Source organism: Klebsiella sp. MPUS7 (assembly GCF_009905335.1).
Classification (GTDB): domain Bacteria; phylum Pseudomonadota; class Gammaproteobacteria; order Enterobacterales; family Enterobacteriaceae; genus Klebsiella; species Klebsiella grimontii.
Map to the genome: position 1 here is coordinate 4,216,490 of NZ_CP047604.1, position 24,799 is coordinate 4,241,288.

21 protein-coding genes are annotated in these 24,799 nt (G+C 59.4%); 12 read left to right on the plus strand and 9 right to left on the minus strand.

Annotated elements, in window-relative coordinates; translation table 11 throughout:
- Nucleotide 1: 1 nt before the first annotated feature.
- The 3 genes from GUC22_RS19745 to GUC22_RS19755 are packed head-to-tail and all read right to left on the minus strand — an operon-like array spanning nt 2 to nt 3,534.
- The gene (locus tag GUC22_RS19745; RefSeq protein ID WP_004132151.1) at nt 2–895 is read right to left on the minus strand and encodes an ABC transporter permease; all 894 of its coding nucleotides are present in this window, start codon (nt 893–895) and stop codon (nt 2–4) included.
- A gap of 2 nt (nt 896–897) precedes the next feature.
- Nucleotides 898–1,851, minus strand: coding sequence for an ABC transporter permease (locus tag GUC22_RS19750; RefSeq protein WP_004100013.1), 954 nt, complete (start codon nt 1,849–1,851; stop codon nt 898–900).
- 18 nt (nt 1,852–1,869) lie between these two features.
- Nucleotides 1,870–3,534, minus strand: coding sequence for an ABC transporter substrate-binding protein (locus GUC22_RS19755; protein ID WP_160183736.1), 1,665 nt, complete (start codon nt 3,532–3,534; stop codon nt 1,870–1,872).
- A 324-nt stretch (nt 3,535–3,858) separates the two neighbouring features.
- Here GUC22_RS19755 and GUC22_RS19760 point away from each other — a divergent pair, with 324 nt between their 5' ends.
- Nucleotides 3,859–4,974 (plus strand): YbdK family carboxylate-amine ligase, encoded by a 1,116-nt coding sequence (locus tag GUC22_RS19760; RefSeq protein WP_024358867.1) that lies wholly within the window; start codon nt 3,859–3,861, stop codon nt 4,972–4,974.
- Nucleotides 4,975–5,026: 52 nt separating this feature from the next.
- Nucleotides 5,027–5,746, plus strand: coding sequence for a phosphodiester glycosidase family protein (locus tag GUC22_RS19765; RefSeq protein ID WP_049085986.1), 720 nt, complete (start codon nt 5,027–5,029; stop codon nt 5,744–5,746).
- 173 nt (nt 5,747–5,919) lie between these two features.
- On the opposite strand, the gene GUC22_RS19770 is transcribed toward GUC22_RS19765, so the two are convergent.
- The 3 genes from GUC22_RS19770 to GUC22_RS19780 form a co-directional block, all read right to left on the minus strand.
- Nucleotides 5,920–9,012 (minus strand): efflux RND transporter permease subunit, encoded by a 3,093-nt coding sequence (locus tag GUC22_RS19770; protein WP_049131733.1) that lies wholly within the window; start codon nt 9,010–9,012, stop codon nt 5,920–5,922.
- Between the two features lie 13 nt (nt 9,013–9,025).
- Complete coding sequence (locus GUC22_RS19775) at nt 9,026–10,105, minus strand: efflux RND transporter periplasmic adaptor subunit (RefSeq protein WP_049131734.1); 1,080 nt, start codon at nt 10,103–10,105, stop codon at nt 9,026–9,028.
- Nucleotides 10,106–10,174: 69 nt separating this feature from the next.
- On the minus strand, nt 10,175–12,898 hold the full coding sequence (locus GUC22_RS19780) for a cation-transporting P-type ATPase (RefSeq protein ID WP_049131735.1): 2,724 nt from the start codon (nt 12,896–12,898) through the stop codon (nt 10,175–10,177).
- A gap of 492 nt (nt 12,899–13,390) precedes the next feature.
- On the opposite strand from GUC22_RS19780, the gene GUC22_RS19785 reads away from it, so the two are divergent.
- The gene (locus tag GUC22_RS19785; RefSeq protein ID WP_004135363.1) at nt 13,391–13,639 is read left to right on the plus strand and encodes a DUF1158 domain-containing protein; all 249 of its coding nucleotides are present in this window, start codon (nt 13,391–13,393) and stop codon (nt 13,637–13,639) included.
- On the opposite strand, the gene GUC22_RS19790 is transcribed toward GUC22_RS19785, so the two are convergent.
- On the minus strand, nt 13,568–15,190 hold the full coding sequence (locus tag GUC22_RS19790) for an alpha/beta hydrolase (RefSeq protein WP_004135361.1): 1,623 nt from the start codon (nt 15,188–15,190) through the stop codon (nt 13,568–13,570). The two genes, GUC22_RS19785 and GUC22_RS19790, sit on opposite strands and share 72 nt — an antisense overlap.
- Before the next feature lie 153 nt (nt 15,191–15,343).
- Here GUC22_RS19790 and GUC22_RS19795 point away from each other — a divergent pair, with 153 nt between their 5' ends.
- Nucleotides 15,344–17,488: a TonB-dependent siderophore receptor gene (locus GUC22_RS19795; protein WP_004135359.1), complete on the plus strand. Its 2,145-nt coding sequence runs from the start codon at nt 15,344–15,346 to the stop codon at nt 17,486–17,488.
- Nucleotides 17,489–17,524: 36 nt separating this feature from the next.
- Here GUC22_RS19795 and GUC22_RS19800 read toward each other — a convergent pair whose 3' ends face one another.
- Nucleotides 17,525–17,866, minus strand: coding sequence for a RamA family antibiotic efflux transcriptional regulator (locus GUC22_RS19800; RefSeq protein WP_004130221.1), 342 nt, complete (start codon nt 17,864–17,866; stop codon nt 17,525–17,527).
- Nucleotides 17,867–17,898: 32 nt separating this feature from the next.
- On the minus strand, nt 17,899–18,999 hold the full coding sequence (locus tag GUC22_RS19805; RefSeq protein WP_049103412.1) for an MBL fold metallo-hydrolase: 1,101 nt from the start codon (nt 18,997–18,999) through the stop codon (nt 17,899–17,901).
- 190 nt (nt 19,000–19,189) lie between these two features.
- Between GUC22_RS19805 and GUC22_RS19810 the strand changes: the two genes are divergently transcribed.
- The 8 genes from GUC22_RS19810 (at nt 19,190) to GUC22_RS19845 (ending at nt 24,751) form a co-directional block, all read left to right on the plus strand.
- Nucleotides 19,190–19,771, plus strand: coding sequence for a TetR/AcrR family transcriptional regulator (locus GUC22_RS19810; RefSeq protein WP_004135355.1), 582 nt, complete (start codon nt 19,190–19,192; stop codon nt 19,769–19,771).
- Nucleotides 19,771–20,139, plus strand: coding sequence for an MmcQ/YjbR family DNA-binding protein (locus GUC22_RS19815; RefSeq protein ID WP_004135353.1), 369 nt, complete (start codon nt 19,771–19,773; stop codon nt 20,137–20,139). The genes GUC22_RS19810 and GUC22_RS19815 overlap by 1 nt, the downstream gene beginning before the upstream one ends.
- A gap of 118 nt (nt 20,140–20,257) precedes the next feature.
- Nucleotides 20,258–20,911: an oxygen-insensitive NAD(P)H nitroreductase gene (nfsB, locus tag GUC22_RS19820; RefSeq protein WP_004135351.1), complete on the plus strand. Its 654-nt coding sequence runs from the start codon at nt 20,258–20,260 to the stop codon at nt 20,909–20,911.
- A gap of 248 nt (nt 20,912–21,159) precedes the next feature.
- Complete coding sequence (locus tag GUC22_RS19825) at nt 21,160–21,594, plus strand: PTS sugar transporter subunit IIA (RefSeq protein ID WP_004099989.1); 435 nt, start codon at nt 21,160–21,162, stop codon at nt 21,592–21,594.
- Entirely contained in the window at nt 21,587–22,057 is a 471-nt protein-coding gene (locus GUC22_RS19830) for a PTS sugar transporter subunit IIB (protein ID WP_004099987.1), read from the plus strand. The genes GUC22_RS19825 and GUC22_RS19830 overlap by 8 nt, the downstream gene beginning before the upstream one ends.
- Before the next feature lie 14 nt (nt 22,058–22,071).
- A complete protein-coding gene (locus GUC22_RS19835; RefSeq protein ID WP_049085621.1) occupies nt 22,072–22,815 on the plus strand; it encodes a PTS mannose/fructose/sorbose/N-acetylgalactosamine transporter subunit IIC in 744 nt (247 codons plus the stop codon).
- 2 nt (nt 22,816–22,817) lie between these two features.
- Nucleotides 22,818–23,672, plus strand: coding sequence for a PTS system mannose/fructose/sorbose family transporter subunit IID (locus tag GUC22_RS19840; RefSeq protein WP_004099982.1), 855 nt, complete (start codon nt 22,818–22,820; stop codon nt 23,670–23,672).
- 17 nt (nt 23,673–23,689) lie between these two features.
- Nucleotides 23,690–24,751, plus strand: a complete 1,062-nt coding sequence (locus GUC22_RS19845) for an SIS domain-containing protein (RefSeq protein WP_049132047.1) — start codon at nt 23,690–23,692, stop codon at nt 24,749–24,751.
- Nucleotides 24,752–24,799 lie beyond the last annotated feature (48 nt).

Genomic DNA, 24,799 nt, shown 5'->3' on the forward strand with positions numbered 1-24,799 from the left:
CTTACTCCTTAATCGCCATTGCCGCACGCAGGCGGTCCGCGAGGATATTGAACGAAATGGAGGTGATAAAAATCATCAGGCCGGGCAGCGCCGCTACCCACGGCTGGGTATAAATCGCCGTACGCAGGGTGTTCAGCATCAGTCCCCATTCCGGCTCCGGCGGGCGAACCCCGAGGCCGAGAAAAGAGAGCCCGGAGGCGAGGATCATGCACACCGAAATGAGTCCGGTGGAGAAGACGAAAATCGGCCCCAGCACGTTGCCCAGCACCTGCACGCGAATAATGGTGAACGCGCTGGCCCCGGTGGCCCGGGCGGCGTCGATGTAGTCCATATGCCGGACCTGCGCGGTGACGCTTTCGGCGATACGCGCCACCTGCGGCACGAACACCAGGGTCAGCGAGAGCAGCGCGTTACCGATGCCCGCCCCCAGCGCGCCGGAGAGCGCGATCGCCAGCAGCACCGAGGGAAAGGCGTAAAACACGTCCACGGTGCGCATAATCAGGGTATTGGTTTTACCGCCCGCATAGCCGGCGATAATGCCGATCGCCCCGCCGATAAAAAAAGCGAACACTACCGGGACAATCCCCATAAATAGCGACAGCCGGGTGCCGAGAATCAGCCTTGATAGCATGTCGCGCCCGAGCTCATCGGAGCCCAGCGGGAAGCCGTCGGTACCGATCGGCTTGAGGCGTAAAAACATCGACGTTTGGTACGGGTCTTTGACGATAAGCCAGGGGCCGAACAGCGCCAGCGTCAACAGCACGAGGATGATCGCGCCAACGAATACGCCGCCGGGGTCGCGCAGCAGGCGGCGAAACACGCCGCGCCAGTAGCCTTGTCTGGCGACCGTCGTGGCGGAGACGGCAATGCCTTTGGTCGTCACGGTATCCACCATCGTTAGCTCCTCTTAATTCGCGGGTCGAGACTGGTTTGCAGAATATCCACCAGCAGATTGAGCAGCACAAAGAACAGCGCCAGTACCCAGATGGTGCCCTGCAATAGCGGCAGGTCGCGCTGGAAAATGGCGGTGTTCAGCAGCAGGCCGGTGCCGGGCCAGGAAAAAACGGTTTCCACCAGAATCGAGCCGCCCATCAGATAGCCGACCTGCAGCCCCATCACCGCCAGCGCGGTCGGCGCGGCGTTTTTCACCACGTGCAGAAAGATCCGCGATTCGTTGAGCCCCCGGGCGCGCAGGCCGACGATAAACTCCTGGCTGAGAATATCCGCCACCTGAGAGCGAACGGTGCGGGCGATGATGCCGGTCGGGATCACCGACAGGGTGAAGGCCGGCAGCAGCATAAACTGCAGGTGTTCCCAGTCCCACTGCCAGCCCACTTCGCCGATTGGCCCGCCGCCGGTCGCCGGCAGCAGCGCGAATTTGACGCTAAAAACGATCACCAGCAGCATCCCCAGCCAGTAGTGCGGCACGCTGACGCCGAACACCGACAGCACCGAGGCCAGACGGTCAATAATGCTGTTACGAAAGTAACCGGCGACAAAACCAAACAGGCTGCCCAGCACAAAGCCGATCGCCGTCGCCAGCAGCGCCAGACGCAGAGAGTAAGTGACCGCCGTCATCACCTCATCGATGACCGGACGCCCGGTGGCGACCGACATCCCCAGATCGCCGTGCAGCGCCCGCCATAGCCAGTGCACAAACTGCAGCGGCAGCGGTTTATCAAAGCCGTAGGCCTGCATTAAGGTCTGACGCAGCGATTCCGAGGCGTCCGGCGGCATCACCGATACCAGCGGATCGCCCGGCGCTATCTGCACCAGCATAAAACAGATCACCGCCACCCCGAGCATGGTGGGGACGGCCAGCAGGATGCGATATAGCAGGGTATTGATCATCTCTTGCTCCCGTGTCGATTACTCTTTTTTGCTCACCAGACTGAGATCGATAAACCAGCTTTGCGGCTGCACCACTCCGGTGACGGCTGGCGATATCGCCCGTGGTCCGACATCGTGGGCAACGAACAGGAACGGCACCTGATCGACCAGCGCGGCGTGCAGTTCGCCGGCGGCTTTATCCATTTCGGCCGGGGTAAACGCGTGCTTCACCGCCGCCGCCAGCTTTTCGGTTTCCGGGGTCGAGAAGTAGCCCCAGTTGGTCGCCACCGGCGGGAAGGCCTTCGCGGTGGAGAAGCGGATCATGCCGAAATAGGGATCGTTAACCGCGGCGCTAACGTTGATCGCGTCGATCCCTTTCGCGGAGGGATCTTTCGCCCCGAGGCGCCAGTTAGTGAACAGGGTGTTCCATTCGTTGACTTTAATATCGACGTTAAAGAAGCAGCTTTTCAGGCTCTGCTGGATGTACTCGTTCATCGGCAGCGGCTGCATCTGCCCGGAGCCGGAGGCCGAGGTGGCGACCGTGACGTGCAGCGGTTTCCCGGCGCTATACCCGGCTTCGGTCATCAGCTTGCGGGCGGTATCCGGGTCATATTTGATCTGGAAGGTAGGTTTACCGCGCCACGGACTGCCGGCCTCGTAGACGCCGGTCGCTTCGGTCATATAGCCGCCGAGATAGCTTTTAAGCTCCGCGCGGTTCAGGCACAGGTTGGCGGCTTTGCGCACGCGAATATCTTTCCACGGCGAGCCCTCTTCGAAGGAGAATTGCCACGGCCACAGGTGCGGCTGGGTGTTGGCGTAGATTTTAAAGCCCTGGGCTTTAATCTGATCGACCGCATCCGGGGCCGGGGCTTCGATCCAGTCCACCTGCTTCGAGAGCAGCGCCGCGGTGCGGGCGTTGGCTTCCGGCAGCGGGATCAGCACCACTTTATCCACCCGCGGAATGCGATCTTTGTTCCAGTAGTCGGGGTTTTTATCGAGGATCAGCTGCTGGCGGGGAACCAGTTTTTCCATTTTGAACGGACCGCTGCCCACCGCGTGGGCGGCGAATTCGGTCCACGCCTGCTTACTGCGCGCGGCGGTATCGCCGGTGCCCGACGGCACCGCGTCGTACAGCTTCTGCCACGCGGTCGGCGACACGATAAACAGGTTAGTGAGGTTATATGGCAGCAGCGCGTCCGGTTCGGAGGTGGTCAGCGCCACGGTGTGGTCGTCAATCTTTTCCGCGCCGGTGAGAGTCGGCATGCGCGACAGCGTGTTGCCGATCTGGCCGGGCGCATACTGCGGCGCGGCTTTATTCAGCACCTTATCCACGTTCCAGACGATGGCGTCGGCGTTGACCGCAGAACCATCGTGAAATTTAACTCCCGGGCGCAGGGTGAAAATCCAGCGGCTTTGATTTTGCGGGTCAACGTGCCACTCGGTCGCCAGCCCCGGCACCAGGCCGCTGGGTTTCTCTCCCTGCGACAGATCCCATTCAACCAGGGCGTCGTAAAGCGGAATGCCGGTAAAGCGGTTGCCCTCAAAACCCTGATCGGGCTGTCCGAAGGTCAACGGGATATCGGCGGCGGTCATGGCGATCCGCAGGGTTGAGGCCTGAGTCGGCACAGAGGCAAACAGCGCCAATGCCCCGCTAACAGCAACGGCGAGATGGCGTTTACGCGAAAGTAATTTTGTCTTCAGCATCACATTGTCCCTGTTAAATAAAAGTCGCTATTTAACAGGCAAGATACATACCAGTTCTGAACGCGCGGAAAATAAGTGTGAAATGGCTTATAAAATAAGAATGACTTATAACATCCCTATGATTTTACTTGAAAAATAAAATCACCTTATCTTTTTGCACCGCCAGCGGGAATTCTGTTGCAGGATTGCACCAGCCTAACTTTTTACGCAAAGGAATCATCACGTGACGTCACTTTTTATAAAATAAATTCATAATCTTCGGCAAATCATCAGTTTGAGGCGTTGTCTTCTATACTTCTTGATAAAGAGAAAGAGGGAGTCGCCATGCCGTTACCTGATTTTCACCGCTCCGAGCCGTTTACCCTCGGCATCGAGCTGGAGCTCCAGGTCGTCAACCCGCCGGGCTTTGATTTAAGCCAGGACTCTTCCGCGCTGATTGACGAGATCCAGGGTACGCTGAAAGCGGGCGAGGCCAAGCATGACATTACCGAAAGCATGCTGGAGATCGCCACCGGCGTCTGCCGCGACATCCACCAGGCGACGGCGCAGCTGAGCGCGGTTCAGCAGGCGGTGCTTCGTGCCGCCGCCCGCCATCACGTACAAATCTGCGGCGGCGGAACGCATCCGTTTCAAAGCTGGCAGCGCCAGCAGATCAGCGATAGCCCGCGCTACCGGAAAACCGTCGAGCACTTTGGTTATCTGGCGAAGCAGGCGACGATCTTCGGCCAGCACGTGCACGTGGGGTGTCAAAACGGCGATGATGCCATTTATCTTCTGCACGGCCTGTCGCGCTTCGTGCCGCATTTTATCGCGCTGAACGCGGCATCGCCCTGGCTCGACGGGACCGATAGCGGCTTTGCCTGCTCGCGGCTTAACCTTTTCGCCGCCTATCCCGATAACGGTCCGATGCCGTGGGTCAATAACTGGCAGGCTTTCATCGGCCTGTTTCGGCGCCTTAGCTATACCAGCATGATCGACAGCATGAAGGATCTGCACTGGGATATTCGCCCCAGCCCGCGCTTTGGCACCGTCGAAGTCCGGGTCATGGATACCCCGCTGACGGTTAGCCAGGCGGTGAATATCGCCGGGTTTATCCAGATCATCGCCTGCTGGCTGCTGACGGAGCGGCCGTTTAAGCATCAGCCCGAGGATTATCTGCTCTACCCCTTCAACCGCTATCAGGCCTGCCGCTATGGGCTCGACGGGATCAATACCGATGTGAACAGCGGCGAACAGCGAACATTGCGCGAAGAGATTTTACAGCTGGCGGATAAGCTGGCGCCCAGCGCCCATAAGCTCAATGCCGACAGCGCGCTGGAGGCGATGGTGCGCCAGGCGAAGCAGCATCGCAGCGAGCCGCAGCAGATGCGCGAGTTTGTCGCCAACGGCGGTTCATTGATCGGACTGGTGCAAAAGCATTGCGAGATCTGGACGGCGTAGCGGCGATAAAAGGCTATACTGCACGCTCTCGTTGGTTGTCTGGAACCCTGCCGTGCGCTTGCCATCACTTCTGCCGCTGTTGCTGTTATCTCTGCCCGCCTTCGCCAGCGGGACATGCTCGCTGACCGACCCGTCCCTGACGCTGCAAAGCTATACCGTCGATCCGCAGCGCGAACGCATCGTGATGTACTGGCAGAATGAGGACGGTAAAGCCTGGGGATCGCTGCGCTCGCTGCTGGGGGATATCAACCGCGACGGGCAGGTGCAGATGGCGATGAACGGCGGAATTTATGATAAAGCCTACGCGCCGCTGGGGCTGTATATCGAGAAAGGTCGGCAGTTGACCCCGCTTAACCGCGCCTCCGGCGGCGGCAACTTTTTTATTCGTCCCGGCGGGGTGTTTTATCTGCGCGGGCAAAACGCGGGGATTGTCAGCATCAATAAATTCAGGGCGTCGCCGGCCATCCGCTACGCCGTGCAGTCGGGCCCAATGCTGATTGAAAACGGCAAGATCAACTGGCGACTGAAGCCATCCGCCAGCTCGCGCAAGCTGCGTAACGGCGTGGGCATCACCGGCGATGGCAAGGTGGTGTTTATGCTCAGCGCGCGTGAAACCAATTTCTACGATTTCGCCTGCTACGCGCAGGCGAAGCTCAACGTGCGCCAGATGCTCTATCTCGACGGCACCATTTCGAAGATGTACCAGAAAGGCGATAGCGTGCCGTGGCAGTATCATCCGTTCGTCACCATGATTGCGGTGGAGAGTAGATAGTCGGCAAAACATCGTCTGCGGGGGTGTTTCGCAACCCGGCAATATTCTGCACCGATTTCCCCGGTGGCGCTGCGCTTACCGGGGCTACGGGTTTCCAGCCGTCTGCGGAGGAGTAGCCCGGGTAAGGCGTTTACGCCGCGACCCGGGATTTCCGGGCACCGTGCCCGAGGCATCTACATCCGGCGATGCCCCCACTCGCGCAGGCGCTGGAACAGCACGTACAGCGACGGAATAAACAAAATGCCGATGACCGTCGCCACCAGCATGCCGCTGAACACCGTGGTGCCGATAATCCGCCGACTCTGCGCCCCGGCGCCGGTGGCGAGCATCATCGGCACAATCCCGATGATAAAAGAAACCGCCGTCATCATCACCGCGCGGAAGCGGCGGGTGGCCCCTTCGCGGGCGGCGTCGACGATCGACATTCCCTCTTCGCGCTTCGCCCTGGCAAACTCGACGATCAAAATCGCGTTTTTCGCCGCCAGCGCGATCAATAGCACCAGCCCTATCTGCACGTACACATCGTTGGCGTACCCGGCCCACCAGAGCCACAGCAGCGACCCGCCGATGGCGAACAGCACCGACAGCATTACGCTCGCCGGCAGCGTCCAGCTCTCATACTGGGCGACGAGGAACAGCCACGCCATCGCTACCGCCGCCAGCACAATCCACACCGCCTGGTTACCGGTCTGCTGCTCCTGCCAGGAGATGCCGCTCCAGGCGTAATCATAACCGTGGGGCAGGTTCGCTTGTAAAATCTGCTCCATCACCGCCATTGCCGTCCGGCTGCTGACGCCTTCGGCCGCCGACCCGCTCACCGATACCGACGGAAACTGGTTATACTGCTGAATAAACGGCGCGCCCACCGTCGGCGTAATCGTCACCAGATTACTCAGGCGAACCCGCTCGCCGCTGTCGCTGCGCACGTACAGCTCGCTTATCTGCTCTGCCCGCTCGCGCCACTGCATCTCGTTTTGCATTACCACGTGGTAGACACGATTGTTAATGCTGAAATCGCCGGCGCGAGTGCCGCCAAACGCGGTTTGCAGGCTGCTGAAAATCCTCGCCACCGGTACGTTCAGCCGGGCCGCCTGGTCGCGGTCAACGGTGAGCGTCAGCTGCGGCACGTTACTGCTCCAGGTGGTAAATACCCGGCTCAGCTGCGGATACTGGTTGGCCGTCCGCAGCACCTGCTGCGTCACCTGCTCCAGCTCCGCCGGCGATTGTCCGGCCTGGGCCAAGATGCGTAAATTAAATCCGGAGGCGTTGCCCAGCCCCGGCAGCGTCGGCGGCGCAAAAGTCATGATCGTCGCCTCCGGTAGCCCCATCAGCTGGCCCTGCACTTTTTCCATCACCGCCTCCAGCGGCGGCCGCTGGTGCCAGTCCTTCAGCATCACCGAGATAAACCCGCCGTTTGAAGCGCTGGTACCGTTGAGAATATTAAAACCGGAGACCTGAATCACATCCTCAACCGCCGGATTCAGTTTCAGCAGCTCGCGCGCCTGGGCCATCACCGCTTCGGTACGCTCCAGCGAGGCGGCTTCGGGCAGCTGTACGCTGGCAAAGAAATAACCCTGATCTTCCTGCGGCAGAAATCCCTTCGGCATGGTGGTGAAGCTAAACACCACCACCCCGGCCGCCGCCGTCGTCGCCGCCAGCGCCAGCCAGGGGCGACGATTCATCCTCCCGACCAGACGCCCGTAGCCATCGCGCACCGTATCCAGACCGCGGTTAAAACCGCGCCAGATGGCGGCTGGCTGCTGCGGCCGCGGACGCAGCAGCAGCGCGCACAGCGCAGGCGTCAGGGTCAGCGCCACCACGCTCGACAAAGTCACCGCCGTCGATAGGGTCACCGCGAACTGGCGATAGAGCTCGCCGACGATCCCCGGCAGCATCGCCACCGGCACAAACACCGCCAGCAGCACCAGGGTGGTGGCGATCACCGGCCCGGCGATTTGCCGCAGCGCCTCGGCGGTTGCCGCGCCGCGCGCCAGCCCCTCCGCCATTTTGCTTTCCACGCTCTCCACCACCACGATGGCGTCATCCACCACCATCGTCAGGGCGAGAATGATTGCGAACAGGCTCAGGGTATTGGCGCTGTAGCCCAGCGCATAGAGCACGGCGAAGGTACCGATAAGCGAAACCGGGATCGCCAGCGCGACTATCAGCGTCGCCCGCCAGCTCTGCAGAAACAGCGAGACCACCACCACCACCGCCAGCAGGGTCAGCGCCAGCGACACGCCGATCTCTTTGATCGTCGCCGCGACAAAGCGGGTGGTATCAAACTTCACTTCCCAGGTGAGATCCGCCGGGAAACGCGCATGCAGCCGGGTCAGCTCGGCGCGCACCGCGCTGGCGACCTGTAGGGCGTTAGCGGTGGGCGTCGGATAGATGCCGAGATAAGCGGAGTCTTTGCCGTTGAGCTGCGCGCCGGAGCTGTAGCTGCGCGCGCCCAGCTCGATGGTCGCCACGTCGGACAGGCGCACCAGTTGGCCGCGGTCGCCGCTGCGAACCACAATCTGCCCGAAGCCGGCGGCGTCGCTCAGTCGCCCGATACCGTTGATGGTCAGCGTCTGCTGTTGGCCGTTAAATACCGGCGGCGTCCCTACCTGCCCCGCCGCGCCCTGCACGTTCTGCTCGCGCAGCGCCCTGGCAACATCATCGGTAGTGATATTCAGCGCGTTCATGCGGTCGGGCCGCAGCCAGATGCGCATGCTGTAGTCGCGCGCGCCGAACATCTGCACTTCCCCGACGCCCGGCAGACGCGCCAGCGCCTCGCGCACCTGGGTGCTGGCGTAGTTGCTGACAAACAGCGGCGACAGCGTGCCGAGCGGCGAGTAAAGACTGACGCCCATCAGCAGGTTCGTCGCCCGCTTGCGCACCTGAACGCCGTTTTGCTGCACGTCGGCAGGCAGCTGCGCCACCGCCTGCGACACGCGGTTCTGCACGTCGATCGCGGCTAAATCGGCATCGGTCCCGGCGGCAAAGGTCAGGCTCAGGCTGTAGGTTCCCTCATCGGAGCTGGTGGACTCCATGTACAGCATATGATCGACGCCGTTGAGCTGGGTCTCCAGCGGCGCGGCAATGGCTTCCGCCACGTCCGCCGCGCTGGCGCCCGGCCAGCTGGCGCTGACGTTGACGACCGGCGGCGTAATTTGCGGATACTGCTCAACCGGGATCAGCTTCAGCGAGACCGCGCCGACGAAGGTCATCAGCAGCGCAATCACCATCGCAAAGCGCGGACGACGGATAAAAAACGTAAGCATCCTCTCTCCCTCTTTAGTTGAGCAGTTGAACGGCTGCACCGTCACGCAGGCGCTGGGCGCCCTCCGTCACCACGCGCTCGCCCGGGTGGAGGCCTTCCGCCACCGCGAACTGCTGCCCCTGCTGCCCCGCGGGGGTCAAGCGGCGCATCGTCACGGTGTTGTCCGCCGTCAGCACCCAGCTGTAAAAGCCCTGCGCGTCCTGCTGCATCGCCGCCGCCGGGATCATCGGGCTCTCCTGAAGCTGCCGCGGGCGGAAGAAAATGGTGACGTTGCCGCCGGGCAGCAGACGGTGCTGCGGATTAGCGAATTCAGCGCGCAGCGCCACGCTGGCGGTGCGGCTATCAATACGGTTATCGACGGAGGTCAGAACGCCGTCTTCACGCCGTCCATCGACATCCACCTGCGCGAGCCACGCTTCCTTCAGTGCGGCAATATCCGTGTGCTGCCCCGCTTTGGCGAAAAAGGCGGTTTCATCCAGCGAGAACGCCACCCGAATCGGATCGAGCTGAACCACATCGACCAGCACGCCGCTGGCGGGGTTCACCAGGCTGCCAACGTGAAACGGGCTATGGCCGACGCGTCCGCTGACCGGCGAGGTAATGCGGGTGTAGCCGAGCGTAATCTGCTGGGCGGCAATGCGCGCCCGGGCCTGCTCCACGGCGGCAGCGGCGACATCGCGCTGCATCTGCGCGGTATCAAGGTCGTTGCGGCCGATCGCGTGGTTATTGATCAGCTGCTGGTAGCGGCTCAGCAGCTGCTGGGCCTGGCGTAGCGACGCCTGCGCGCTCTTCAGTTCGGCCTGGGCCAGCGCCAGCGCGGCTTTCGGCTGGGCGTCATCCAGCGTAAACAGCAGATCGCCCTGGTTGACGTACTGCCCATCCTGGAAGTGGCGCTGCACAATCTTCCCTTCGGTGCGGGCGCGAATATCGACGGAGTGAATGGCCTCGACGCGGCCGGAGATTTGCCGTTCGCCGGCGTGCGGCGCTTGTTCCACGGTGACGACGCGGACCGGAACGGCCGGCGCGGCGGCGGCGGCGAGCGCGTAGCCTGCCAGGCCGCAGGCCAGCAGGGCGGAGCGGATGATCTTGTTCATGGGGAATTCCTTACGACGATGCGGCGTCCCTCCCCCGCAGGAGAAGGGACGCCGGGCGGGTCAGACACGCTACGCGGTTTTACGGAAACGACGGGTCAGGCGTTTCTCAACTTCGACCACCAGGAACATCGCGATACCGATGACCAGCGTGATGAACCAGTAGCGCGGCGGCAGCCCTTCGGTGCCAAACATCGTCTGCATCACCGGTACGTAGATGATGACCAGCTGCATCAGCAGCAGTACGCCGCTCACCAGCCAGATGCCTTTGTTACGCAGCAGCCCCATGTTGAGCGAGAAGGTATCGCTGCTGCGGCAGTTAATCATGTACACCCACTGTGCGGTAACCAGCATCTGCAGCAGGACGGTGCGGATAAACTCCGGGCTGTGGCCGCGCGGCGCCAGCCAGGCTTCCAGAATAAAGGCAGCCACGGCAATCATCGTGCCGACGAAGGCGACGCGCCAGACGGCGAAGGCGTCCATAACGTGCTGGCCGGTTTTACGCGGCGGACGGTTCATGGCGTTGCGCTCGGCGGCTTCAAACGCGAGGCCGAAGGAGAGCGTCGCGGAGGTGGCCATGTTCATCCACAAAATCAGCACCGGCGTCAGCGGAATGATGTTCCCCGCCAGCAGGGCGATGATAATCAGCAGCCCCTGCGCCAGGTTGGTCGGCATGATGAACAGAATGGTCTTCTTCAGGTTGTCGTAGACCCGACGCCCCTCTTTGACCGAACTGGCGATGGTGGCAAAGTTGTCGTCGGTCAGGACCATGTCGGCGGCCTCTTTGGTCACCTCGGTGCCTTTGATCCCCATGGCGATCCCGACGTCGGCCTGGCGCAGCGCCGGGGCGTCGTTGACGCCGTCGCCGGTCATGCCAACCACTTCACCGTTACCCTGCAGCGCTTTCACCAGGCGCAGCTTGTGCTCCGGGCTGGTACGGGCAAAGATATCGTACTCAACGGCGGCTTTCGCCAGCTCGGCGTCGTTCATGTGCTCCAGCTGGTAGCCGGTCATCGCCTGGCTGCTGTTGGTGATCCCCAGCATCTGGCCAATGCTCATCGCCGTCTGCGGGTGGTCGCCGGTAATCATCTTCACGCGGATCCCCGCGTTCTGGCAGGCGTGGATAGCGTCAATCGCTTCCGGACGCGGCGGGTCCATCATTCCGGCAATGCCGAGGAACACCAGACCTTCGCGCAGATCGTCGTGGGTCAGCGTGGTGCTGCCGACGTTGGCCGGTTTGTAGGCGGCGGCGACCATACGCAGGCCCTGGCGGGCAAAGCGCGCCATCTCCTCTTCCCAGTACTGAGGCTCAAACGGCACCGCCCCCTGCTTGCTCAACTGCTGGCGGCACAGGGCAAAAATCACGTCCGGCGCGCCGGTAATCAGCACCTGCTCGACGTCGCCCATTTTCTGGTGGGTCGCCATGTATTTATACTGCGAGTCGAACGGTATCTTCGCGACCAGCCGCGCGTCGACGGGCGCAAGCCGCGCTTTCGCCGCCAGCACCTTCAGCGCCCCTTCCGTTGGCCCGCCGGTAATGCCCCACAGGCCGCGCTCGTCCTGAATCATCTGGCTGTCGTTACACAAGTCGATGGTGCGCAAATAGGTTTCCAGCACGCTGCCCGCTTTAATCTGCACCGGCTCGTTGCTGCCTTCCAGGCAGATGTTACCCTGAGGCTCGTAGCTGTCGCCCTCGACGCGGTAGCAGCAGTCGGCGGTGATGATCGCTTTGACGGTCATTTCGTTCATCGTCAGGGTGCCGGTTTTATCCGAGCACACCACGGTCATGGCGCCCAGGGTTTCCACCGTCGGCAGCTTGCGGATAATCGCCCGCTGACGCGCCATCGCCTGTACGCCCAGGGAGAGAATAATCGAGATAATCGCCGGTAAACCTTCCGGCACGGCGGCCACCGCCAGGCTAATCAGGGAGAGCAGCAGCTCGCCGAGAGGAATGTCGCGCAGCGCGAGGCTGAAGACGAACAGTGCGGCCATCATCGCGAGGATAATGACGAAAATCGCTTTGCCGAGCTTATCCATCTGCACCAGCAGCGGCGTACGGTGCTTCTCAATCCCCGCCATCATCTGGTTGATGTGGCCGAGCTCGGTCTCCTGACCGGTTGCGGTCACCACGCCAACGCCGCCGCCGGCGCTGATGGTGGTGCCGGAGAAGAGCATATTGGTACGGTCGCCCAGCGGCAGTTCGCCTTCCAGCGCGTCGGTGGTTTTATCCACCACCGTCGACTCGCCGGTGAGAATCGCTTCTTCAACCCGCAGATTATGGCTCTCAATCAGGCGCATATCGGCAGGGACGCGGTCGCCCGCGCGCAGAATCACGATATCGCCCGGCACCAGGTCGCGGGTGGGAATGGTTTCATGCTTGCCGCCGCGCTGCACGCGCGCGTCGCTGGAGAGCATATTGCGGATGCCCTGCAGCGATTTTTCGGCGTTGCTCTCCTGGATATGGCCGATCAGGGCGTTGATCACCGTGACGCCAAGGATGACGAGCGTATCGACCCAGTGGCCCATGACCGCGGTGAGCGCGGCGGCGGCCAGCAGGACAAAAATCAGTACGTCATTAAAGTGGGCAAGGAAGCGCAGCCAGGCCGGCTTGCCTTTTTTCTCCGGCAAGGCGTTGGGGCCGAAGGTTTTCAAACGCTCTGCGGCCTCGGCGGCGCTGAGGCCGCTGGCATGGCTTTTAGTCTGCGCCAGCACCGCATCAACCGTCTGCTGATATGCGCGGCGTGGCGCGACATCCCCTGAGGGGGTGGTATTATTAGTTTTGATCGTTTTGGTCAAAATATATCTCCCTTAAAATTCCGTGAGGCGGAAAGCCTGGAATCATTCCGGGCCAATGAGAAAAATTTTAAACAGCGGAGATAATTTAAGCTTGCGCAATATTTAATCTCTCGCAAATACAAAATTTATGGTAAGTTAATTCTATAAAACAACTATTGCAGAATATTAATAAACCAAAACTAAACGAGGTCTACTATGTTTGGAATCTACCGCGGACGCCGTCTGGTACTGTACATCCTGCTGGCCATTATTATCGCGACTCTGGTGGGATATAGCACCTATACTTTTGTAAAAGCGCTGGCTTAATAATGACGTTAATTTACATTACGGTGTAATTAACTTAATCACAAATAGTGCCAAAATAATTAACATGGGAATAAGCGAGGATGTTTAAATATAATACTTAAGGCGTAATATGATTGCGTACGAAACGATATTGCATTGATTCTCTTTTTACCGGACAATATGTTTTTAACTGATGATTAACAAATAATGAAACATCCGCTAGAAACGCTCCTCAGCGCCGCCGGCATTTTGCTGCTGGCTTTGCTCTCCTGCCTGCTGCTGCCGGCGCCCTCGCTGGGCCTGACGCTGGCGCAAAAGCTGGTGGCGACATTCCATCTGATGGATCTCAACCAGCTTTATACCCTGATCTTTTGCCTGTGGTTTTTAGCGCTGGGCGCGGTTGAATATCTGCTGCTGCGCTGGGTCTGGCGTCGCTGGTTTTCCGTTGAGCGCTAGGCCGGTCAGGTCACGCATGCCGCTGATCAGCGCTTCGCACCAGGCGGCGTAATCGTGGCCGCTGGAGGAGGGGTGGAAGCTCACCGTATAGCCCTTCTCTTTGAGCACCTGCTCAAATTCAAGCGTATTGGCATAAATGCCGCCGTCCGGCCCGTTGGTTTCGAATTTCCCCGCCTGCAGCCAGAAGCGCACCGGATAGCGCGGCGACTGCTGGTACTGGCGGGTCAGCCAGCTGGCCTCCTCCCCTTGCGGCGCCCACCAGTATGACCCGGACAGGCTCAATACGTTGCCAAACTGTCGCGGATAGCGCAGCGCTACCCAGGACGCGGCCAGCCCGCCGTAGCTGGAGCCGGCGACCACGGTTTTTTGCCGACTCAGGCTGAGTCCCTGGCGGCGCAGCCACGGCAGCAGCTCATGGGCCATAAAATCGGCGAAGTGCGGATTTGGCGGCAGCTCCTTCGCCCGTCGCGGATGATCGAGACTATCGATAAACACCACGTTGATCGGCGGCAGCCGATGGCTGGCGATCAGGGCATCCAGCACGTTGGCGAGGCGGTACTCGTGCTGGTAAGTTTTGCCGTCAAAGAGCAGTAGGGTCCAGCGCGCGGGCTGCGGCAACCGCGGGCGATAAATCAGCACTTCCCGCGTATTTTGCAGAAAGTCGCTGCGCAGCTGATGGCGGGTTAAGGTTCCGTAGCGGAGCGGCTGCGCCATCCGCTGGGCGGTGCAAAAACGCGCGGCGTTGAGGGCCAGCAGAGAGTAGCGATTCCAGCGGTCGTGGGCGGCATTGACGCTGTTCGGGTTGAGCGGGTCAGCCTGGGCGCTGACCAAAATCGCCCGCCGCTGCTCCCGCGCGCTGCCGGTTACCTGCGGCACGTCCGGGGCCAGCTTATACTGCATGAGGGTATCGGCGGGCACCACGTAGCTGCGAAACCAGACGTCAGAATCGCCGAGGCGAAACAGCGGATCGTGCTCCCCCGCCGGCGAACCCAGAATAAACACGTTGCGGCTCGCCCCGCGCCACAGGAAAGTTACCCGCTTATGGCCGGCGTCCACCGGTTCCACCATTGGCGTCCCTTCCCGCTCGAGCTCCTGCCAGAAATGCGCCGTTGAACCTCCCGCCGCCAGTTCACGCTTCAGCCGCTGCAGGCGCGGGCTGACCGGATCCAGCGGCTGAATTTTGGCCAGCGCGGTGGTTTCCCGCATCTGCCACTGAAAGCGCCAGCGCGCACCTTCTTCGCCGTGCAGCACCAGCGATGAGGCGCGGTGTACCGGCAGAGAAAACAGCAGGGTTTGCTCGCCGTCCGCCGGACCGCCCGCCAGCAGCGTGCGCAGACGGCGGTTATTGTCATCCAGCAGTCGGGCATCGGTGACGCCGGAGAGGGTCGCCGCGACGTAGTTCTCGCCCAATGTCGGCAGGTCAAAACAGACCTCGCCGCTGGCGTCGAATTTCCCCTGTAGTTCACCCTGTAACGAGGGAGATTCGCAGTTCATTGCCGCCGCCGGTAGGGTACTCATGCCAATCAGCAGGCCGCTCCACGCCGTCTTCATTAGCCGAAATTTCCTTGTAAGAATTTGTTAATAACGCTAATGCAAATAATAACTATTTGCAATAACATTAACGCCGTTAATGATAGGCGTCGGTCGATTCCCCTCGACGTGGGCGTTTTTTGATGGCGATTCAACCAAGGATAAAAAATAAACATGTTTAAATATAATAAGATAACAGCTTTCTGGGCCGCGGGCGTGGCGGCATCTCTGTTTGGCGGGCTGGCGCTGGCGGCGGAGGAAACGATCGTCGTCACCGCCGGCAGCGGCGAGGATCCCACCGCGCCGCTGAAGGGAATCGTGGCGACAAAAACGCTGTCGGCAACAAAGACCGCCGCGGAGATCGTCAAAACGCCGCAGTCGGTATCGGTGGTCACCCGCGATCAAATGCGGGCGCTGGACGTCACCTCGGTTTCCCAGGCGCTGCGCTATAGCGCGGGCGTTTTTACCGAATACCGAGGTTCATCTAACCGCAACGACGAGGTATTCGTACGCGGCTTCAGCTACGTGCCCAAATTCCTTGATGGCCTGAGCTACGGCGCCACCGCCTCGTCGCAAACCGGCACGTTCGACCCGTGGCTGCTGGAGCGCGTCGAGCTGGTGCGCGGCCCGGCCTCGGTGCTGTTTGGTCAGGTCAACCCCGGCGGGCTGATTAGCATGACCAGCAAACGACCGACCAGCCAGCCGATTCATGAGGTGCAGTTCCGTACCGGTAATAACCACCTCGCCGAAGGCGCTTTCGACGTTGGCGGTACGCTGAGCGATGACGGCCACCTGCTCTATCGCCTGAACGGGATCGCCCGCACCCAGAATAACCAGATCGATGACTATAAAGAGACGCGGATGGCTATCGCTCCCGCCCTCACCTGGTATCCTAATGACGCCACGCGCTTTACCCTGTTAACCAGCTATCAGAAAGACCCGGACGCCGGCTACCGTAACTTCCTGCCGCGTTACGGTACCGTGGAAAGCGTCGACGGCAGCTATATTCCGCGCGATTTTAACGTCAGCGATCCCAGCTACAACCAGTCGTGGCGTGAACAAACGATGATTGGCTATGAATTTGAGCACCAGCTCAACGATACCTTGACTCTGCGCCAGAATGCCCGCTACGCCACCATCAAACAGAAGTATCGCTACCTGGTTTACTCCACCAGCGCCGCCAACAGCTCGGTACTCTCCCGCCGCGCCCAGCATGAACAGCGCCAGACCGATGAGTTTGGCATCGATAACCAGCTTGAAGCGCAGTTCGCCAGCGGTCAGGTGGCGCATACGGTGATTGGCGGTGTGGATTACAAAACCAGTAAGGATAAGCAGTATCTTGGTCGGGCCGGCGGCTCGCAGTACGATATCGACTGGCGCAGCCCGAGCTACGGGGTTAACGTCGATGAAAGCGCCTTCAGTCCCGCCACTAATGAACAGCAAAATCTCGACCAGACCGGGGTGTATGTTCAGGATCAGCTGAGCTGGCGGAACTGGGAACTGTTAGTTTCCGGGCGCTACGACTGGGCGGAAGTGCGCACCACCGATTTTACCGACGCCAGCGGCACCCAGCAGAATGATAATAAGTTCACCTGGCGCACCGGCCTGCTGTACGCCTTTGATTCCGGTCTTTCCCCCTATATCAGCTACAGCACCTCCTTCGAACCTAACCTGCAAACCAACCGCGCACCGGGCGTCGGACCATTCGATCCCAGCGAAGGCAAACAGGTTGAGGTGGGTCTGAAATACCAGCCTGACCCAAACGCGTTGATGACCCTCGCGCTGTACGATCTGACGCAGAGCAACGTCGCGACCTACAACAGCGCGGCCGGGTGGTTTGAAAACAGCGGTAAAGTGCGCTCGAAAGGCGTTGAAGCCGAAGCGCACGCGACGGTTTTCGATAACCTCAATCTGATCGCGTCTTACACCTACACCGACGCGGAAACCGTCAATACCACCGTCGTCGGTACCGAAGGGAAAACGCCGGCACGCATTCCGACCCATATGGCTTCGGCGTTCACCAGCTATACCCTGCCGGACGGCGCGTTAAAAAGCCTGACCGCGGGCGTTGGCGTACGCTATATCGGCACCAGCTACGGCGATGCGAAAAACACGTTTAAGGTACCGGCAGTGGATCTGTACGACGCCATGGTCAGCTATGAGTTAGGCGAGCTGAATTCGAGCCTGAAAGGGGCGAAAGTGCAGTTCAACGTCAACAACCTCGCCAATACCAAATACGTGGCCTCCTGCGCCAGCGATAGCGCCTGCTTCTACGGCATTGGTCGGACGGTGACGGCGACGGTGAACTACGCCTGGTAAGAAAAACGTCCGCCGGTCTTCCCCCGGCGGACGCTTTCAGTGCGCGCGGCTGTGGTTTTCTTTACGGTAGGCGCCCGGCGGCAGGTTAAACGTGCGGGTGAAGATACGGGTAAAGGTTTGCTGCGAGTCAAAACCGTATTTCAGGCAAATATCGTAGACCCGCTGATCGGTATCGCGCAGATCGCGCGCCGCCAGCAGCAGCTTACGCTCGCGGATATAGCGCCCCAGACTCTCCCCTTTGTACTGTAAAAACAGCCGTTGCAAATGCCACTTCGAGTAACCGGCGTGGCGCGCAATATCGTCGATACGTAGCGGTTGATGCAAATTATCATCAATCCACTCGACGATAGTATCAATGACCTGAGCGGAAATAGTCATATGTCCTCTCTCCTCCTGAACCACTCTCATCGTTAGCGCCACCAGGCGTTAAATGATTGCGTTTTATCAGCGACCCAAACCGGCTCACCCAACATTGGCGTCAGCAGTCGCCACGGTCGCCCTGTGCTGGCCTCCGCCAGCCTTATGTACGGATCGTCCCATGTGTGTTTTGCCAGCACGAAGCGCCCGGCATGGCCCGGCAACACCGCGCGTGCGCGCACATCGTCAGCGGCTTGCGCCGTCTCTTCCGGCATCATGTGGATGTACTTCCAGTCCTGGTCATACTGACCGTTTTCCATGATCGCCAAATCCACCGCGCCAAACTGTTCGCCGATGGCTTTAAAGTGCGGGCCGTAGCCGCTGTCGCCGCTGTAGTAAATTTTCTGCTGCGGGGTGACGAACATGAAGCTGGCCCACAGGGTCTGGTTGCGCTTGAGGCCGCGGCCGGAAAAGTGGCGCGCCGGCAGGACGTGCACCGTCAGCTCACCGCTCACCTGAACCGACTGATTCCAGTCCGCCTCGCTGATTATCGCGCTCTCCATTCCCCAGTAGCGCAGATGCGACCCGACGCCCAGCGGCGTCACCACCCGCTTGACCTTCGGCATCAGCGCTTTAATGGTGGCGTAATCGAGGTGGTCGTAATGATCGTGCGAGATAATCAGCAGGTCGATCTCCGGCATGCCCTCAGCGTGCCACGGGTAATCCCCGGCAAAGGCCTTATTAATAAACGAGAACGGCGCCGCATAGCGACTAAACACCGGGTCAATCAGGATGCGCTGGCCCGCCAGCTGCAGATACCACGAGGAGTGCCCCAGCCAGACCATCGCGTCCTGCCCTAACGGCAGGCTGGCCAGATCGGTGTTCACCAGCGGCAGCGGCTGGGCAGGTCTGGCGTTTTCCCGTTTGGCGACCAGAAATTCCCACCACGCGGCCAGCATATTTTTTTGCCCGGTAAACCCAGGCGTCGGAAGCTGATTGTGAAACTGGCCGTCGCGATAGTGCGGAGACTGCTCCACCAGGCTGAGCTGCGCGCCCTGCGGCGCCTGACCAAATCCGGCATTTAACACAAACGGCAAAGTTGTTGCTGACGCTAATAACATGATGGCGACCACGCTGAAAGTGACACGGTTCATATCCTGACCTGGCGAAATCCTCCTTCCTGGAGGTTTTAGTTATAAGGCTTGATTATGAGTGAGTAAGCACTCATTATTAGGAAGAAGCTGAAAGTCGTCAAGACGATTTTCAAATTTTGACAGACAGCGTTGCAGTGCCCATGTCAGGCATGCTTAGATCGTGGTTTTATCATGTGTGAGGTAAAGTGTAGTGGCTCGTCCTAAGAGTGAAGATAAAAAGCAAGCGTTACTGGAGGCCGCAACCGCCGCCTTTGCCCAATCGGGAATCGCCGCCTCAACCTCCGCCATCGCCCGCAGCGCCGGGGTTGCCGAGGGTACGCTGTTTCGCTACTTTGCCACCAAGGACGATCTGCTCAACGAGCTTTATCTGACCATAAAAGCGGATCTGGTTAAGACAATGATCGCCGGTCTCAACCCGAACGAGACCGAGTCGAAAGAGAACACGCGCAATATCTGGAACAGCTATATCGGCTGGGGCGTGCGTAATCCCATGGAGCATAAAGCGATTCGCCGGATGGCGCTGAGTGAAAGGATCACCGACGAAACCCGCAACCGCGTCAAAGAGATGTTTCCCGAGCTCAATGAACTCTGCCAGCGTTCAATCAAGCCCGTTTTTCAATCCGAAGAATACCGCACCTTTGGCGATGCGCTGTTTCTTTCGCTGGCCGAAACTACCATTGAATACGCCTGCCACGAGCCGGAGCGCGCCGTACGTTTTGTCGAGCTGGGCTTTGAAGCGATGTGGCAGGCGCTTGCCGAGGACAATCGCTGATGGACCACCGCTCGCTGCATGACCACGCGCATCGTATCGCGCTGGAGCTCCCCTTTACCGAGCACTGCTGGCCGTTTGGCCCGGAGTACGATGTGTTTAAAGTCGGCGGGCGGATTTTTATGCTGACCGCGACGGTTCGCGGCCGCGCGCTGGTTAACCTGAAGTGCGATCCGCAGAAATCACTGCTTCATCAGGCGATTTACCGCAGCATCGAGCCCGGCTATCACATGAACAAAAAGCACTGGATCACCGTGGTTCCCGGCGAAGATATCAGCGTAGATCTGCTGGCGGAGCTGATCGATGATTCGTGGAACCTGATCGTCGATAAACTCAGTAAAAAAGAGCAGCAGCGGCTGCGCCCGCGGTGATTTTCAGCGCTGCGCGATAAGTGTTATCGCATTTTTGCCCCTTATCTTTTTTCCGTCATCGCTGTACTCTTCCTTCACGAAACGCACCCGCAAGGGGTTGTAAACAGTGAGGAAGAGTATGGATATCGTATCGGTTGCCTTAAAGCGCTACTCCACAAAGGCATTTGACGCCACTAAAAAGCTGACTGCCGAGCAGGCGGAAAACCTGAAAACGCTGCTGCAGTACAGCCCGTCAAGCACCAACTCCCAGCCGTGGCACTTTATCGTTGCCAGCAGCGATGCAGGTAAAGCGCGCGTCGCCAAAGCGGCAAGCGGCACCTACGTGTTTAACGAACGTAAAATTCTCGATGCCTCCCACGTGGTGGTTTTCTGCGCCAAAACCGCAATGGATGACGCCTGGCTTGAGCGCGTGGTCGATCAGGAAGAGGCCGACGGCCGCTTTGCGAACGCCGAAGCCAAAGCCGCGAACCACAAAGGCCGTACCTTCTTTGCCGATATGCACCGCAAAGAGCTGCACGACGACGACCAGTGGATGGCGAAGCAGGTTTATCTCAACGTCGGCAACTTCCTGCTTGGCGTCGCGGCCATGGGTCTGGACGCCGTGCCGATTGAAGGCGTCGATTTCGCGATTCTCGATGCCGAATTCGACCTGAAAGCCCAGGGCTACACCAGCCTGGTGGTGGTACCGGTCGGCCATCATAGCGTCGAAGACTTCAACGCCGCCCTGCCGAAGTCACGCCTGCCGCAGGCGACGACCATTACCGAGATTTAATTCCCTTCTGCCGGGAACGCCCGGGCCATGGCGCAGCAGCGTCTCGCCCGGGACTTTCTCCCCCCACTCTTTCCCCCTCTTTTTCTGCCTTTTGTGCCAGGTTTCCGGCGTTAATAAGCCCGCTTGTGCCAGGAATAACGCCTTTAGTGTGAACCAGCCGCTTTAATTAATTGATAAATAATATTTTTTATTTCTGGCACGCCCTTTGCTCTTAACAGATACCACTATCTGGATGAAGGAGAAACCGGGTGAAACATATCTATGTGGCCAGCCACGGCCATTTTGCTCGCGGACTGGTGAACAGTTTATCGCTGCTGATTGGCGACGAACACGGCGTTATCCCGGTCTGCGCCTATGACGAAGATATCGTGACCACCGAACAGCTGGAGCAAACCCTGGAGCATCTCATCGTCCAGGCGAATGGTGATGAAGTGGTGATCTTTACCGACCTGCTTGGCGGCAGTATCAACAATAGCGCCGTGAGCGTCTTGATGCGCCATCGTAACGTTTTCGTGGTCGCCGGCATCAATCTGACTCTGCTGCTGGAGTTTCTGCTGTGCGAAGAAGCCACTACCGAGGCCGCGATTGTCTACGCCACCAGCGCGGCGCGTGAATCCATTGTTTTCATCAACCCTCTACTAACACAACCATCCTCTGACCCACAGGGAGAATCTCATGATTAAACTCGTGCGCATTGATTATCGGCTGCTGCACGGCCAGGTGGTTTTTGCCTGGACCCGAGCGCTGGATATCGACCATATCATCGTCGCTAACGCCAAAGCCGCGGCGGATGCCTTCATTACGATGTCGCTTAACCTGGCTAAGCCGGCGGGCGTCACGCTGGACATCGCCACCGTTGAACAGGCGGCGGAAAAGCTTAACGGCGGCAAGTTGGATCATAAAAAAGTCATGGTGGTCCTTGGCAATACTGCTGAAACCCTCGCGCTGGTAGAAAAAGTCCCGGGAATTAACGCCATTAACTACGGCGGTCTGCCGCAGAAGGAGGGCGCAAGACAATTCGGCAAGGCCATCTATCTGACCGAAGAGGAAATCGCCGATAGCAGAGCGCTGAAAGAGAAAGGCATTCGGCTGGAGATGCGTCAGGTACCCGCCCACTCGGCCGAGCTCCTCAACGAACAACTTTAACTTCGGAGGTCACTATGTTGCTCACCGCAACGTTACTCGGACTGATTGCCGCCCTGGGGATCCTCGATGGCCGCCTGCTTGGGGTATCGATGATCGACCGGCCGCTGGTGATGTGCACCCTCACCGGTCTGGTCTGCGGCAATCTGCATGAGGGGATTCTGATTGGCGCTACGCTGGAGCTTATTTTTCTCGGCAACGTCGCCATCGGCGCCGCGCACCCACCCGATATCGTGACCGGCTCCGTACTGGCGACCGCGTTTTCGATCATGTCCGGCCGCGGTCCGGAGGCTGCACTCACCATCGCCATCCCCGTCTCAATGCTGGCGCAAACGCTGGGCATTCTGGTACGCGTGGTGAACGCCCGCTTCGGTCATCTGGCGGACCGCTATGCGGCGCAAGGTAATACCCGGATGGTCGGCCTGATGCACCTCGGCGGTCCGACGCTGCTCTATTTTTTAAACGGATTTCTGCCGGTTTTTTTCGCCATCCTGCTCGGCTCTTCGGCGGTTAGCTGGTTCCTTGAGGCGATTCCGCCGGTGATCACCAACGGATTGATCGTCGCCAGTAAGATCCTGCCGGCGCTCGGCTTCGCCCTGCTGATCAGCATGATGCTCAGCAGCAAACTTATGCCGTACCTCGGTCTGGGATTTTTGATAGCGGCATATACCAAACTGGATATCATCGCCATCGCGCTATTCGCAGTGGTGTTGGCTTTTATCATCAGCCAGTTTCTTAATCTTAAGCAGCAGGAGAGCTAATCATGAGTGAAATGACGCAGACCCTGTCAGGCGCCGCCCAGCCGCAAAGCGATGACGCAAGCCGGGTCACCGCTCGGGATTTACGCAGCGTGTTCTGGCGCTCCTTTACGCTGCAGGGCTCGTGGAACTACGAGCGCCAGCAGCATATGGGCTACGCCTTCGCAATGTCGCCGGCCCTGAAGCGTATCTATCAGGACCCGACGGAACTGGGGCGCGCCCTGCAGCGCCATCTGGTGCTGTTTAACACTACGCCGCACCTCTCCACCTTTATCTTCGGCTTGTCGATCGCTATGGAAGAGGAGAATCAGCGCAATCCCGAATTTAATGAAGAATCAATAAACGCGATTAAAACCAGCCTGATGGGGCCGCTGGCGGGTATCGGTGACTCCATATTCTGGGGGTCATTGAAGGTGATTGCCGCCGGGATGGGGATTTATTTCGCCCAGCAGGGCAGCCTCCTGGGACCGATAATGGCGTTGTTAGTTTATAACCTACCGCATCTGTTATGCCGCTGGTATGGGCTGAAGCTCGGCTATCGGGCTGGCACCACCTGGCTGATGCGGATTTACCAAAGCGGACTCATGGATCGGGTCACCTATATCGCGTCAATCGTTGGCCTGATGGTCGTCGGCGCGATGACCGCCAGTATGATAGATATCACCACCCCGCTCAGCTTCACTGCCGGGCAGACGACCATGAAGGCACAGGAGTTTATCGACAAAATACTTCCTTCGCTGCTGCCTCTGCTTTTCACCCTTGGGATGTACAAGCTGATCCGTAAGGGAGTCAACATCAACTGGATCCTGTTAGGCACCATCGCGTTTGGCATGGCGGCCAGCGCGTTAGGCCTGCTTTAAGAAGAGGAATATTACCCATGCACGTAGAAGACTATATGAATGAAACCCCCGCTCGCCTGCTCGCTATGCTAACGCAGACGCGGGAAGATCTCTGGCAAGCGGCGAAAGCGCTGGCGGATCGCGGGATCTCTCGAATCATCCTGACCGGTTCCGGTACGTCTTACAACGGCGCGCTGACCGCGCGGTCGTTTATGCAGCAGTGGTGCGGCATCCCGGTCGATGTATACTGGCCCTTCCTGCTGGACGAGATGGCACTTTCCCTCAGCGGCAAAGCGCTGGTCATCGGCATTTCTCAGGGAGGCGGCAGCCTCTCCACTCTCGCCGCAATGGAGCGCGCCCGGGCAGCCGGGCACCTTACCGCTTCCATGGCCGGGGAAGCGCCAGCTGCCATCGACCAGGCGGCAGATTTGATCCTGACGGTCCCCTGTGGAGAAGAGCGCGCCGGCGCCAAAACCAAAGGTTATCACTGCACCATACTCAACCTGATACTGCTTGCGCTTGCCGTCGCCAGCCGCCAGCAGCGCCTGAGCGATGAGGAGCGCAAGGCGCTACTCGTCCGCATGGAGAGGACGTTCAATCATATGCCGACGCTCATTGAGGCCTCGCAGGCGTGGGTTCTCAATCACGCCCGGCCGCTTATCGACAGCGCAGATATTCGCCTGACCGGCCCGGCAGAACTGTTTGGCACCGTTCAGGAAGGCGCGCTAAAGATGCTTGAAACGCTGCGCTGCCCGGTGGCCGGCTATGAATTTGAGGAATTCATCCACGGGATCTATAACGCCTTCGATGAGCGTTCAACCCTGATTATGCTCGATCCGCATCCCGATGAGCGCCAGGATCGTCTGGCGGAAATACTGTCTGGTTGGACGCCGCATATTTATCGCATTGGCCCGCATGTTGACAATAACGGTAAGAACATGCCCTTTACGTTTATTAACGATCCAGACTTTGCAATCTTTGAATATATTATTCCATTGCAAATGGTTTGCGCCAGGCTACCGCCAGTGAAGGGTGTCGATCCCGCAATACCTAAGGATCCGCAGTTCCACCAGAAAATGAAAAGTAAAAAACTTAATTAAATAATGCCCTGTAAAAGTTATCCGCCATGCAGCGGAGGACCCTTTACA